The following is a 12,298-nucleotide window of genomic DNA, read 5'->3' as shown; positions in this document are numbered from 1 at the left end:
CCCCTCCGACGCGTTGGTCAGCGCGTGAACAAGCCAGCGAAGACCGCGCTCACCGCCCTCCTCCTCGGCGGTATCGCCGCCCTCAGCGCCCCCACCGCGCACGCGGGCGTCCTCGACGACACCCTCAACAACACGGGCCTCCCCCAGGGCATCGCCGCCCTCGACACCAGCCTCGACACCGCCTTCGAGGAAGCCAACCGCCACTACGAGAACGACTGACCCGCCTTCCGGGGTGGCGGCCCGCTTCACCGACACTCGACCCGTCGGCATGGGCCCACTCAGGTGTCGTGGACGGTGGAGCGATGCCCGACATGTACGACCCACACGACCAGTTGACCGTTGTCAATCGCGTGGATGACGCGGTGGTCGCGTACGCGCAGGCGACGCCGGTCGGGCTGGGACACGAGGGCCGTGGTGTTGAACCCGGCCGGGTCGCTCTCCAGCTCGGTACCCCGGGCCCCCGGAGGGGGCATTGCGTCAGAGTGACGGTTAGTGTGGGGGTGTGGCTCAACTACGTCTCGCACTGAACCAGGTCGACTCCACCGTCGGCGACCTTCCCGCGAACGCGGACGCCGTGCTGCGTTGGACGCGGCGGGCCGTCGAGGAGGGTGCGCATCTGGTCGCGTTCCCGGAGATGATGCTCACCGGCTACCCGGTGGAGGACCTGGCGTTGCGCCCGTCGTTCGTCGAGGCCAGCCGGGCCGCGCTCGTCGAGCTGGCCGGTCGGCTCGCCGAGGAGGGCCTGGGCGGGGTGCCGGTGGTCGTCGGCTACCTGGACCGGGTGGCCGAGCCGACGCCGCGTTACGGGCAGCCCGCCGGCGCCCCGCAGAACGCGGGCGCCGTGCTGTTCGAGGGCGAGGTGCGGCTGACGTTCGCCAAGCACCACCTGCCGAACTACGGCGTGTTCGACGAGTTCCGCTACTTCGTGCCCGGCGAGACGCTGCCGGTGGTGCGGGTCCACGGCGTCGACGTGGCGCTGGCGATCTGCGAGGACCTGTGGCAGGAGGGCGGCCGGGTCCCGGCGGCCCGCGCGGCCGGCGCCGGCCTGCTGCTGTCGATCAACGCCTCCCCCTACGAGCGGGACAAGGACGACACCCGGCTGGAACTCGTCCGCAAGCGGGCGCAGGAGGCCGGCTGCACCACCGCCTATCTGGCGACCACCGGCGGCCAGGACGAGCTGGTCTTCGACGGGGACTCGATCGTCGTCGGCGCGGACGGCGAGGTGATCGCCCGGGCGCCGCAGTTCACCGAGACCTGCCTGATGCTGGACCTCGACCTGCCCGCCGCGCCTCCGGAGCCGCCCTCCGGCACGGTCGACGACGGCCTCCGCATCCACCACGTCACGCTCGGCTCCGAGCCGCTGCCCGCGTACCCGGCGCGGTTCGGCGGCGAGGTCGCGCCGCCGCTCGGCGACGAGGAGGAGATCTACACCGCGCTGGTCACCGGGCTGCGGGCGTACGTCCGCAAGAACGGCTTCCGCTCGGTGATCATCGGACTCTCCGGTGGCATCGACTCGGCGCTTGTCGCGGCGCTGGCCTGCGACGCGCTCGGGGCCGAGAACGTGTACGGCGTCTCGATGCCGTCCCGCTACTCCTCCGGGCACTCCCGCTCGGACGCCGCCGAGCTGGCCGAGCGCACCGGCCTCAACTTCCGCACGCAGTCCATCGAGCCGATGTTCGACGCGTACATGGGCTCGCTCGGGCTGACCGGTCTGGCCGAGGAGAACCTCCAGGCCCGGCTGCGCGGCACGCTGCTGATGGCGCTCTCCAACCAGGAGGGCCACATCGTGCTCGCGCCGGGCAACAAGTCGGAGCTGGCCTGCGGCTACTCCACGCTGTACGGGGACTCGGTCGGCGCCTACGGCCCCATCAAGGACGTCTACAAGACGACCGTCTTCGCGCTCGCCCGCTGGCGCAACCGGGCCGCCGCCGAGCGCGGCGAGACGCCGCCGATCCCGGAGAACTCGATCAGCAAGCCGCCGAGCGCCGAACTGCGCCCCGGCCAGGTCGACGCCGACTCGCTGCCGGACTACGACGTGCTCGACCGCGTCCTGGAGCTGTACGTGGACCGGGACGAGGGCGCGGCGCAGATCGCGGCGCGCGGCTTCGACCCGGCGCTGGTGACACGGGTGCTGCGGATGACGGACACCGCCGAGTACAAGCGCCGGCAGTACCCGCCGGGTACGAAGATCAGCGCGAAGGGCTTCGGCAAGGACCGGCGGCTGCCGGTGACCAACCGCTGGCGCGAGTCCGCCGGGAGCTGAGCGGGGGCCGGGGCGGGGGCCGGAGCGTGCGGCCTCGCCGGCGGCTCAGGCCGTCCGGCGGGCTATCCGGTCGCCGGCCACCCCGACCAGCGCGCCCACCAGGGTGATCGCCGCGTAGCTGGCCACCTCGTACCCGTCCACGGTGAAGTAGCGGACGAAGCCCATGAGGTGGATCCAGCCGAACCACTCGCGCAGCAGCCCGCTGATCCCGCCGACGACCAGGACAAAGCAGACAAAGCCGGTGACGGTCGCCAGCGGCGGCCGGGAACTGTTCGAAGCCATGCCCCGACCATAGATCGCCCCGGCCGGACGGCCCATCGGCCGTCCGGCCACACCGGAACCGACGAAGGTCGAGGGTTCGGCCCTCGGTCGGCGGGCGGCTCAGCCCACCGCGACGTCGGAGGGTTCGGTGGTGCGGCGGGAGCGGGCGACAACGCGGGAGAGGCGGGAGCCGTCGCGGTCGAGCGCGCCGCCGAGCAGGGCGAGCGCCAGGCCGATCGCGGCCAGCACGGCGCCGACGAGCATCGGGGAGTCCCAGCCCCAGCCGGCGGCGATGGCCGCGCCGCCCAGCCACGCGCCGCCGGCGTTCGCCAGGTTGAACGCGGAGTGGTTGGAGGCGGAGGCGAGCGTGGGCGCGGACCGCGCGTTGTTCATGACGAGCATCTGGAGCGGGGTGGTGGTCATGAAACCGACCGCGCCGATGAGGGTGACGGTGATCAGCGCCGGCACGGTGCTGTGCACCGTGTACCGGAAGACCAGCAGCAGGGCGGCGAGCGCGGCGAGCGAACCGTAGAGGGTGGGGCGCAGCGCCCGGTCGGTGAGGGGGCCGGCGGCCAGCGCGCCGAGGGTCATGCCGATGCCGAAGAGGGCGAGGACGCCGGTGACGGCCGTCGCGGAGAGGCCGGTCAGCTCGGTCATCATCTTGGCGAGGTAGCTGTAGACGGCGAAGACGCCGGCGAAGCCGAAGACGGCCGTGAGCAGCCCGAGCAGCACCTGGCGGTCGGCCAACGCCCGTACCTCGCCGCCGAGTCCGCCGCCGCGTGTCAGCGGCAGCCGGGGCACCAGCGCGTACAGGGCGAGCATGGCGAGCAGGCCGATGGCGGTGACGACCAGGAAGGTGGAGCGCCAGCCGAGTTGCTGGCCGAGCGCGGTGCCGGCGGGTACGCCGACGATGTTGGCGACGGTGAGGCCGAGGAACATCGTGGCGACCGCCCTGGCCCGTCGCTCGGGCGCGACGAGTTGTGCGGCGACGACGGCGCCGACGCCGAAGAACGCCCCGTGCGGCAGGCCGGCGAGCACCCTGCCCGCGAGCAGCGTGCCGAAGCCGGGGGCGAGCGCGGAGGCGAGGTTGCCGACGGTGAACAGGGCCATCAGCGCGACGAGCATGCGGCGTCGCGGCACCCGCACGCCGGCGGCGGTGAGCAGCGGGGCGCCGATGACCACGCCGATGGCGTACGCGGACACCAGATGGCCGGCGGTGGGCACCGAGGTGCCCAGGTCGTCGGCGACCTCGGGCAGCAGCCCCATCATGACGAACTCGGTGGTGCCGATGCCAAAGGCGGCCACCGCCAGGGCGAGCAGCGCGACGGGCATGAGGAGACGGCCTCTCGGAACGGGGACGAGCGGAGGGAGACGACGAATTTGTTCCGCCGCAAAACAAAGTCTCCCACAGCCGTGCCCCCGCCACACCAACCCGAGGTTGCCGACCGGCCACGCCTACCTGACCAGGCCGTGCCTTCCGCCCGCCGGCGGAAGGCCCCGACACCGGCCGCGAGCAGGCAGGACGCCGCCCTGGCGGCCCGCCGGGACCCGGCTACCGCCCGGCGCGGGATGAGAGCGGACTCACAGCTCCAGCCAGGCGGCGAGGGGGAGATGGTCGCTGCCGGTGCGGGGGAGAGTCCAGGAGGACTTGGGTTCGATGCCCCGGACCATGATCTGGTCGATGCGGGCCATGGGGAACGACGCCGGCCAGCTGAAGCCGAAGCCGGCGCCCGCGGCGCCCTGCGTCGAGCGCATCTGCGAGGTGACCGGGGCCAGGGCCCGGTCGTTCATCGTGCCGTTCAGGTCGCCCAGCAGGACCACGCGGCTCAGCGACTCCTGGGAGATGGCCCGTCCCAGCTGCTCGGCGGCGTCGTCCCGGCGGCCGGCGGTGAAGCCGGCCTTGAACTGGACGCGGACCGACGGGAGGTGGGCCACGTAGACGGCGATGTCGCCCTGCGGCGTGGTGACGGTGGTGCGCAGCGCGCGGGTCCAGCCGATCTGGATGTCCACCGGGCGGCTGTCGCTGAGCGGGTACCTGCTCCACACCCCGACCGTGCCTTCGACGGCGTGGTACGGGTACCGGGCTTCGAGGGCCTTCTCGTAGACGGAGACCGCGCGGCCGGGCAGCTCCTCCAGGGCGATGATGTCGGCGCCGGAGTCCGCGAGCTGCGCGGCGGTGGCCTCCGGCTCGGGGTTCTCGGCGTCCACGTTGTGGGTGACGACCATCAGGTCGCCCACGCCGCCCGTCTTGTCGGTGATCAGCCCGCCGAACAGGTTCGCCCACACGAGCACCGGCAGCAGCAGGGCGATCAGCGCGCTGGCCGAGCGTCGCAGCACGGCGAGCAGGAACAGCAGGACGATGATCACCCCGCACCACGGCAGGAACGTCTCCACGAGCGACCCGAGGTTGCCGATGGTGTTGGGGATGCGGGAGTGCAGCGCCATGCCGAGTCCGAGCAGCAGGGACAGTGCGGCGAGCACCAGCCCGCGGCGCCAGATGTTTCTCCCGCGGAGGGCCGACAACCGTGGTCGCCTGGAAGAGCCGCCGGACCGCCGGGTGCCGACCGATTGCGACTCCGTGGTGTCCACCCCTGCCATGCGCTGCCCTCACTTGCCGTGTAACTGCCGGCCCGGGCGGGAACCATACGCCACCGCCGTCATGCCGGGAAACGTGCCGGAGCGGCCCCCGAAAGAACCGCTCCCTGTCCCAGACGTGCGGACGTCGCCGACCAGTTCCAATCCCGGAAGCATCCGTTCCCATTTCATCCCCGTACGCGCCTCGCGCAACCGGCCGACACCCCGCGAGCCGCCCGCAGGGCGAGCGCGCGCGCCCCTCTCGACCCCCACTGGGACCCACGTCACATCGCGCCCGCGCGGGGCGGGCTTTCCCCCGTCTGCGCGCGGTGCCACCATGGAGGTGATCCGGGGACGCCGTAAGGGCGCCACGAGACGACACCACACGGGAGCCTGCGATGACGCATGCCCACAACGCCGCCACCGGCGGCGCACCGGCCGGGACCGCGGCCGGCGACACGACAGCCGGCAGCACGACCGGCAAGACCGCCGACAACAGCAGGGCGCTGTACGGGGGGAAGCAGAACCGGCGCATCACCGTCCGCGACCTCGCGCTCGCCAAGGAACGCGGGGAGCGCTGGCCGATGCTCACCGCCTACGACGCGGTGACCGCCGGGGTCTTCGACGAGGCCGGTATCCCCGTCCTGCTCGTCGGGGATTCGGCAGGAAACTGCCACCTCGGCTACGACACCACCGTGCCCGTCACCCTCGACCAGATGGCCATGCTCTCGGCGGCCGTCGTACGCGGCACCCGCCGCGCGATGGTCGTCGGCGACCTGCCGTTCGGCTCCTACCAGGAGGGCCCGACGCAGGCGCTGCGCAGCGCGACCCGGCTGGTGAAGGAGGCCGGCGTGGGCGCGGTGAAGCTGGAGGGCGGCGAGCGCTCGCTGGCGCAGACCGAGCTGCTGGTCTCCGCCGGCATCCCGGTCATGTCCCACCTGGGTCTGACGCCGCAGTCCGTGCACACCATGGGCTACCGGGTGCAGGGCCGGGCCGACGAGGACGCGCACCGGCTGCTGCGCGACGCGAAGGCGGCGCAGGACGCGGGCGCGTTCGCGGTGGTGCTGGAGCTGGTCCCGGCGGAGCTGGCCGCCGAGGTCACCCGCTCGCTGCACATCCCGACCATCGGCATCGGCGCGGGCGCCGGCTGCGACGCGCAGGTGCTGGTGTGGACGGACATGGCCGGCATGACGGCCGGCCGGGTGCCGCGCTTCGTCAAGCAGTACGCGGAGCTGCGTCAGTCGCTCGGGGACGCGGCGAAGGCGTTCGCCGAGGATGTCGCGCACGGCGCGTTCCCGCAGGAGGAGCACACCTTCCACTGAGTGGTGCGCCCGGCGTGCGGGGCGCACCCGCACGCCGGTGGCGCGCCGGGGCGTGGGCGCTCAGGCGCCCCGCCTCAGGCGCCCCCGCCTCAGGCGCCCCGCCTCAGGCTCCGGCGTCACCGGCGGCGGCGTCACCGGCGGCGGCCGCCGCGTGCTGCCGGTCCATCTGCGCCTTGCGCCAGTAGAACCAGGCGATGTTCGAGGACACCCCGAGCATCAGGACCCACACGATTCCCAGCCAGCTGCCGTTGGCGAACGAGAGCACGGCGGCGACCAGCGCCAGCACGCAGGTCAGCAGGGCGTAGACGGCGATGCGGGGCATGGGGGCGGCTCCAGTTCGGGTGCGGTCGTCCGCCCCCATTGTCCCCCATGCCCCGACGCGGTCAGATGTCGGTGAGGCGTACGCCGGCGTGCGCCTTGTAGCGCCGGTTCACCGAGATCAGGTTGGCCACCAGCGACTCGACCTGGTGCGCGTTGCGCAGCCGGCCGGCGAAGACGCCTCGCATCCCGGGGATGCGGGAGGCGAGCGCCTGCACGATCTCGCAGTCCGCCCGCACCTCCCCGAGCACCATCACGTCCGTGCTGATCTCCTTGATCTCCGGGTCGCGCAGCAGCACCGCCGAGAGGTGGTGGAAGGCGGCCGTGACCCGGGAGTCGGGGAGCAGCGCCGCCGCCTGCTCGGCCGCGCTGCCCTCCTCGGGGCGCAGCGCGTAGGCGCCCTTCTTGTCGAAGCCGAGCGGGTTGACGCAGTCGACGACCAGCTTGCCGGCGAGTTCCTCCCGCAGGGACCGCAGCGTGTCGGCGTGCCCCTCCCACGGCACGGCGACGATCACGATGTCGCTGCGGCGCGCGCACTCGGCGTTGTCCGCGCCCTCCACGCCCTCGCCCAGTTCCTCGGCGGCGGTGCGGGCGCGTTCGGCGGTGCGGGAGCCGATGATCACCTTCTGGCCGGCGCGGGCCAGCCGGTACGCGAGGCCCCGCCCCTGGTCGCCCGTCCCGCCGAGCACTCCGACGACAAGGCCGGAGACGTCGGGGAGTGTCCAGGGGTCCTTGGGCGCGGGCTTGGCGGGGGGCTGGGAATCGGTAGCAGTCATGATCCCGATCCTGCCACCACACGGCGCGCACGCGCCGCCGCCCGTCGACTACTCGGTCACCTCGGTCGTCCCGGTCACCTCAGTCGTCGTTGTCGTCCGCCTGCTTGTTGTTGTCGTGCCAGCGCGGGTCGTTCTGCCACTCCTTGTTGCGCTCGTGGGCGGTGCGCATCGCGTTCTCCGCCTCTTCCCGCGTCCCGTAGGGGCCGAACCGGTCCTTGGCGGGGCACTCCGGGCCCTCCTCGACCTTCTGGTGCCGCAGGCAGTAGAACCACTCGCCCGGCTTGCCGACCGTCGTGCGCTTGAAGAGAGACATACGGTCATGCTGCCCCACCCCGGGTGCCGTCACCACAGGCGCGGCACCTCACCGGGGACGCTCTAGACTTCCCCGCATGTCCCAGTCTCTCCTCGTCCCCGGCAAGGTCTCCCCCACCCGGGCGGTGCCCGCCGCGATCGCCCGCCCCGAGTACGTCGGGAAGACGGCTCCCACGCCGTACAGCGGCCCGGAGGTGCAGGACGCCGAGACCGTCGAGCGGATGCGCGTCGCCGGCCGGGTCGCCGCGCAGGCGCTGGCGGAGGCGGCCAGGCACATCGCTCCGGGCGTCACCACCGACAAGCTGGACGAGGTCGCGCACACCTTCCTCTGCGACCACGGCGCCTACCCCTCCACGCTCGGCTACCGGGGCTTCCCCAAGTCGCTGTGCACCTCGGTGAACGAGGTGATCTGCCACGGCATCCCGGACTCCACGGTCCTGCGGGACGGGGACATCGTGAACCTCGACGTCACCGCGTACCTCGGCGGCGTGCACGGCGACAACAACGCCACCTACCTGTGCGGCGAGGTGGACGAGGAGTCGCGGCTGCTGGTGGAGCGCACCGAGGAGGCGCTGCGGCGGGCGATCAAGGCGGTGCGGCCGGGCCGGCAGATCAACGTGATCGGCCGGGTCATCGAGTCCTACGCCAAGCGCTTCGGGTACGGCGTCGTCCGCGACTTCACCGGGCACGGCATCAACAGTTCGTTCCACTCCGGGCTGATCATCCCGCACTACGACGACCCCCGGGCCACCACCGTGATGCAGCCGGGCATGACGTTCACGATCGAGCCGATGCTGACGCTCGGCACCCACGAGTGGGACATGTGGGAGGACGGCTGGACGGTCGTCACGAAGGACCGCCGGCGCACGGCCCAGTTCGAGCACACCCTGGTGGTGACGGACTCGGGCGCGGAGGTCCTGACCCTGCCCTGACGGGCTCGCGCCCTCTCCTCCTCGCACAGCCCGGTACCGGGGCCCTTGTGGCCTTCGGTACCGGGCTGTGGCGCGTTCCGGACGCCGTTCGGCTCCCGGGGTTTCACGTCAGCGTGGACGGGATAGGCTCGAGTTTGCCGACAGGACGTCGGCAACAGGTTGACTTAGGCTTACCTAAGTAGGAGGATCTGCGGTGCGGCGGTGCTCGTACCGTGCGCCACGCCGCCCGTCGGGCGGCATGTCCCCCATCCGTCCGGCCCACGGAGGCCCGCCTTGTCCGCGCCCGAGACCACCCCGTTCTCCACGCTGATCCGCACCGCGTCACACGAACAGCACACGGAGGCCGAGAACTCCTCGTTCATGAGCGACCTGCTGGGCGGCAGGCTCGGCGTCACGGCGTACACCCGCTACACCGAGCAGCTCTGGTTCGTCTACCGGGCGCTGGAGGAGGCGGCGGACCGCCTCGCCGAGGACCCGGTGGCCGGTCCGTTCATACGCCCCGAGCTCTTCCGCGTCGCCGCCCTGGAGCAGGACCTGGACCACCTCCACGGCGGTGCCGACTGGGCCACCGGGCTGCGCCCCCTGCCGGCCACCGCCGCCTACGCGGACCGCGTCACCGAGGTCGCCCGCGACTGGCCCGGCGGCTACGTCGCCCACCACTACACCCGCTACCTCGGCGACCTGTCCGGCGGTCAGATCATCCGGGGCACGGCGGAGAAGAACTGGGGCTTCGAACGCAAGGGCGCGGGCGTGCGGTTCTACGTGTTCGAGGAGGTCGGCAACCCGGCCGCGTTCAAGCGCGAGTACCGCCGGCTGCTCGACGAGCTGCCGGGCGACGAGTTGGAGCGCCAGCGCGTCGTGGACGAGTGCAAGCGGGCGTTCGCCCTCAACACCGCCGTCTTCCGCGAGCTGGGCGAGCAGTTCCCGCTGAGCGCCGCCTGACAGGCCGCCAGCCGCGAGTCGTGCCCCCGAGGTGTCGTCGACACCTCGGGGGCACGGCTGCGTCCAGCCACGGCACCCGCTACTCCCAGCCGTGGAGCGAGACCTTCGGGCCTCCCGCGAAGTACCGCCGGGCAGCGCTCGACGTGGTGCCCACGAGGTTGTCGGGGATCGCGTCCACGTCGAACCAGCGGACCTGCGCGTGCTTTCCCGGTTCGCGGTTCTCCAGCTCGCCGGACCACTCGTGGGTGACAAAGACGACCGTCAGGAAGCCGTCAGGGGCGTCCACTCCCCTGGCCCCGTGGATGACGTGGGCGAGGTCGAGCGCTTCCGGCTCCACGGTCAGGCCGGTCTCCTCGTACAGCTCCCGGACGGCCGTCTCCGTGATCGGCTCGCCGGGCTCGCTCTTGCCGATGGGGAGGTCCCACCTGCCCTTGGCGAACTTCGCCCGCTCGCCCCGCTGGAGGAGGACCACGCGGTCGGCCGCCGTGTCGTGGACGATGACGGCCGCGACCAGCAGGGGCGTGGCTGTTCCTGGCGCGGCTTCGGGCTTCTCCGGCCGGTCGTCGGTCGTCGGCTGCGTCACCGGGATCCCTTCGTCGCCGCGTCGGTGGGCATGTTAGCGGCTGAACGGCGACACCGTCGGCGGGCGGGACCGTTCGGGCCGGCACGTGCCGGCGAGCGGGAAACACCGTGCCCGCCGGTGGAGGGACCGGCGGGCACGGTGTTCGGAGAGGCTGGACCGTCAGCTCTCCGAGGGGCGGCGACGGGTGGCGTAGACCGCCGCCGCTCCGATCGCGGCCAGCACGGCGGCACCGCCGACGAGGGCCGAAGTGGGCACGCTGGCACCGGTGGTGGCCAGCGAGCCGCCCGTGCCGCCCACCGTGCCGCCACCGCCGACGGAACCGGCCGAACCACCGCCGACCGAGGCGGGCGAGCCGCCGGTGCCGGAGGCGCCGGAGGTGTCACCGCCGCCCGCCGTGCCGTTGCCGCCGGAGGCGCCGTTGTCGGGCAGCTTCACGTTGTCCGAGAGCGCGACGGCGGCGGTCACCGGGTCGAGCGCGTCACCGGGCTGGTAGAAGCCGCCGAACGCCTTGGCGCCCTCGGCGGTGAGCGCGGCGGGGGCGTCCTTGAAGGAGACGACGTCCTTCTCGGCCTTCAGCGCACCGGCCGGCAGGGTGAGGCTGGCGAGCGCCAGACCGTCGTGCCGGGTGACCTTGCCGCTCTCCCGGTCCTTGGCGGAGACGTCGGCGACGAGGCTGCCCTTGGCGCCGTCGGTGACCACCTTCAGGCCGGACAGCTTGAGTTCGAGCGCGTAGCCGTTGCCCTCGGCGTGGGCGTAGAACGCCACGCCGCCCTTGAACTCCGCGTTCAGCTTGGACTTGCCGTTGTCGAAGTCGCCGCCGGCGTCACCGAAGACAAAGCCGTCGGGCTTCTTGACCGCGCCGCCGTTGACCTCGATGCGGCCCTTGCCGATCGGGCCGGTGACGTAGTCGCGGAACGACTTCTTCACACCCCAGTCGAGCGTGCCGTCGACGATGCTGCCGGAGACCACCGGCGGCTTCTCGCCCGTGCCGCCGCTCTGCGTCTCGCCGGACGAGCCGGAGGAACCGGAGGAACCGGAGGAGCCTGAGCCGCCCGAGGAGCCGGACGAGCCTGAAGTACCGGAGCCGCCGGACGAGCCCGAGCCGCCGGAGGAGCCGCCGGTACCGCTGGTGCCGGAGCCCTCGGAGGAACCCTCGGAGCCGGCGGAGCCCGTCGAGCCGCCGGTGCCCGTCGTGCCTTCAGAACCGGAGGAACCGGAAGAACCGGACGTGCCCTCGGAGCCCGAGGAGGTGCCCTCCGAGCCGGAGCTGCCGGAGGTGCCCTCGGAGCCGGAGGTGGAGCCGCCGCCGGAGGTCGAACCGCCCGACGTCGAACCGCCCGAGGCGGAGCCGCCGCCGGAGGCGGTGCGGACGCTGAGCGTGGCCGGGTCGAGGGCGTCGCCCGCCTTGTACATGCCGTTGAACGCCTCGGCGCCGGCGGCGGTGAGGGTGGCCGGTATCTCGTTGAACGTCATGGCGCCGCCGTCGCCGCGCCCGGGGCGCACCTCGGAGAGGTCGAGGCGGGCGATGGCCACGTCCTGGGCGGTCTTGCCGTCGGCGGTGACGTCGGCGGTGATCGCGCCGCCGGTGCGGCCCTCGGTGGAGAGCCGGACGTCGGCCAGGCGGATGTCGAAGCCGTGCGAGGCGGAGGTGAAGCGGACCGCGCCGGAGAACGTGGTGTTCACGTTGTGGCTGGTCATGTCGTAGGTGCCGGTGCCGCCGGTGAAGGTGAAGGGGCCGTTGCCGGCGGCCTGGGAGGCGCCGCCCGAGACGGTGATCTCGCCCTTCGCCATGCCGGTGACGTACGTGCGGAAGGACTCCTTGAAGCCCCACTCCAGTGTGCCGCCGGTGAGTTCGATGGTTCTTGGTGGCGCGCTCTCGGCGGCGAGCGCCGGTAGGGCGAAGGCGGTCGCGGTGAGGGCGGTCGCGGTGGCGGCGGCCAGGGCCAGGCCGCGCGGGATGGCGTTCATCGGGGACTACTCCTGGGAGTCGGCGGGGGTGGAGGGGGAGGTGGTGG

General features: G+C 72.7%; 13 protein-coding genes and 1 pseudogene. 5 read left to right on the top strand and 9 right to left on the bottom strand.

Annotation, left to right across the window (positions count from 1 at the left end):
• On the top strand, positions 1 to 219 hold a 219-nt coding region (locus tag GL263_RS11755), incomplete at its 5' end, for a hypothetical protein (RefSeq protein WP_228456441.1).
• 59 nt (positions 220 to 278) lie between these two features.
• Here the strand turns inward: GL263_RS11755 and GL263_RS11750 are convergent.
• Positions 279 to 458 (bottom strand): annotated as a pseudogene (locus GL263_RS11750) (type II toxin-antitoxin system RelE family toxin); the annotation flags it as partial.
• A 44-nt stretch (positions 459 to 502) separates the two neighbouring features.
• Between GL263_RS11750 and GL263_RS11745 the strand changes: the two are divergent.
• Positions 503 to 2,263: an NAD+ synthase gene (locus GL263_RS11745; protein WP_182855579.1), complete on the top strand. Its 1,761-nt coding sequence runs from the start codon at positions 503 to 505 to the stop codon at positions 2,261 to 2,263.
• Between the two features lie 45 nt (positions 2,264 to 2,308).
• Here the strand turns inward: GL263_RS11745 and GL263_RS11740 are convergent, their stop codons facing one another.
• The 3 genes from GL263_RS11740 to GL263_RS11730 form a co-directional block, all read right to left on the bottom strand.
• On the bottom strand, positions 2,309 to 2,545 hold the full coding sequence (locus GL263_RS11740; RefSeq protein ID WP_182855578.1) for a hypothetical protein: 237 nt from the start codon (positions 2,543 to 2,545) through the stop codon (positions 2,309 to 2,311).
• 99 nt (positions 2,546 to 2,644) lie between these two features.
• A complete protein-coding gene (locus tag GL263_RS11735; protein ID WP_182855577.1) occupies positions 2,645 to 3,856 on the bottom strand; it encodes an MFS transporter in 1,212 nt (403 codons plus the stop codon).
• Positions 3,857 to 4,105: 249 nt separating this feature from the next.
• Entirely contained in the window at positions 4,106 to 5,122 is a 1,017-nt protein-coding gene (locus GL263_RS11730) for an endonuclease/exonuclease/phosphatase family protein (protein WP_182855576.1), read from the bottom strand.
• A 374-nt stretch (positions 5,123 to 5,496) separates the two neighbouring features.
• Between GL263_RS11730 and panB the strand changes: the two genes are divergently transcribed.
• Complete coding sequence (panB, locus tag GL263_RS11725) at positions 5,497 to 6,420, top strand: 3-methyl-2-oxobutanoate hydroxymethyltransferase (protein ID WP_182855575.1); 924 nt, start codon at positions 5,497 to 5,499, stop codon at positions 6,418 to 6,420.
• A 103-nt stretch (positions 6,421 to 6,523) separates the two neighbouring features.
• Here the strand turns inward: panB and GL263_RS11720 are convergent, their stop codons facing one another.
• The 3 genes from GL263_RS11720 to GL263_RS11710 form a co-directional block, all read right to left on the bottom strand.
• Positions 6,524 to 6,742, bottom strand: coding sequence for a hypothetical protein (locus GL263_RS11720; protein WP_182855574.1), 219 nt, complete (start codon positions 6,740 to 6,742; stop codon positions 6,524 to 6,526).
• Between the two features lie 61 nt (positions 6,743 to 6,803).
• Positions 6,804 to 7,514, bottom strand: a complete 711-nt coding sequence (gene npdG, locus GL263_RS11715; RefSeq protein WP_182855573.1) for an NADPH-dependent F420 reductase — start codon at positions 7,512 to 7,514, stop codon at positions 6,804 to 6,806.
• Positions 7,515 to 7,593: 79 nt separating this feature from the next.
• The gene (locus tag GL263_RS11710; RefSeq protein ID WP_182855572.1) at positions 7,594 to 7,827 is read right to left on the bottom strand and encodes a hypothetical protein; all 234 of its coding nucleotides are present in this window, start codon (positions 7,825 to 7,827) and stop codon (positions 7,594 to 7,596) included.
• A 76-nt stretch (positions 7,828 to 7,903) separates the two neighbouring features.
• Between GL263_RS11710 and map the strand changes: the two genes are divergently transcribed.
• Both map and GL263_RS11700 read left to right on the top strand, forming a co-directional pair.
• Positions 7,904 to 8,758 carry a type I methionyl aminopeptidase gene (map, locus tag GL263_RS11705; RefSeq protein ID WP_182855571.1) on the top strand — a complete coding sequence of 285 codons (855 nt, stop codon included), beginning with the start codon at positions 7,904 to 7,906 and terminating at the stop codon, positions 8,756 to 8,758.
• A 273-nt stretch (positions 8,759 to 9,031) separates the two neighbouring features.
• Positions 9,032 to 9,700, top strand: coding sequence for a biliverdin-producing heme oxygenase (locus GL263_RS11700; RefSeq protein WP_182855570.1), 669 nt, complete (start codon positions 9,032 to 9,034; stop codon positions 9,698 to 9,700).
• A 79-nt stretch (positions 9,701 to 9,779) separates the two neighbouring features.
• Here GL263_RS11700 and GL263_RS11695 read toward each other — a convergent pair whose 3' ends face one another.
• Both GL263_RS11695 and GL263_RS11690 read right to left on the bottom strand, forming a co-directional pair.
• Positions 9,780 to 10,283: an NUDIX domain-containing protein gene (locus tag GL263_RS11695; protein ID WP_182855569.1), complete on the bottom strand. Its 504-nt coding sequence runs from the start codon at positions 10,281 to 10,283 to the stop codon at positions 9,780 to 9,782.
• Between the two features lie 159 nt (positions 10,284 to 10,442).
• Complete coding sequence (locus tag GL263_RS11690) at positions 10,443 to 12,251, bottom strand: HtaA domain-containing protein (protein WP_182855568.1); 1,809 nt, start codon at positions 12,249 to 12,251, stop codon at positions 10,443 to 10,445.
• Positions 12,252 to 12,298: the final 47 nt, after the last annotated feature.

The sequence above is a fragment of the Streptomyces durbertensis genome, from assembly GCF_014156695.1.
Classification (GTDB): Bacteria; Actinomycetota; Actinomycetes; order Streptomycetales; family Streptomycetaceae; genus Streptomyces; species Streptomyces durbertensis.
The sequence above is the reverse complement of the archived record's forward strand: the minus strand, read 5'-3'. Positions and strand labels throughout refer to the sequence as shown.

Bases quoted from the DNA above. Each gene is read 5' to 3' on its own strand.
- GL263_RS11720 (WP_182855574.1), bottom strand. From the start codon at position 6,742: ATGCCCCGCATCGCCGTCTACGCCCTGCTGACCTGCGTGCTGGCGCTG.
- GL263_RS11735 (WP_182855577.1), bottom strand. From the start codon at position 3,856: ATGCCCGTCGCGCTGCTCGCCCTGGCGGTGGCCGCCTTTGGCATCGGC.
- GL263_RS11710 (WP_182855572.1), bottom strand. From the start codon at position 7,827: ATGTCTCTCTTCAAGCGCACGACGGTCGGCAAGCCGGGCGAGTGGTTC.
- map (WP_182855571.1), top strand. From the start codon at position 7,904: ATGTCCCAGTCTCTCCTCGTCCCCGGCAAGGTCTCCCCCACCCGGGCG.
- GL263_RS11690 (WP_182855568.1), bottom strand. From the start codon at position 12,251: ATGAACGCCATCCCGCGCGGCCTGGCCCTGGCCGCCGCCACCGCGACC.
- GL263_RS11730 (WP_182855576.1), bottom strand. From the start codon at position 5,122: ATGGCAGGGGTGGACACCACGGAGTCGCAATCGGTCGGCACCCGGCGG.
- GL263_RS11740 (WP_182855578.1), bottom strand. From the start codon at position 2,545: ATGGCTTCGAACAGTTCCCGGCCGCCGCTGGCGACCGTCACCGGCTTT.
- npdG (WP_182855573.1), bottom strand. From the start codon at position 7,514: ATGACTGCTACCGATTCCCAGCCCCCCGCCAAGCCCGCGCCCAAGGAC.
- panB (WP_182855575.1), top strand. From the start codon at position 5,497: ATGACGCATGCCCACAACGCCGCCACCGGCGGCGCACCGGCCGGGACC.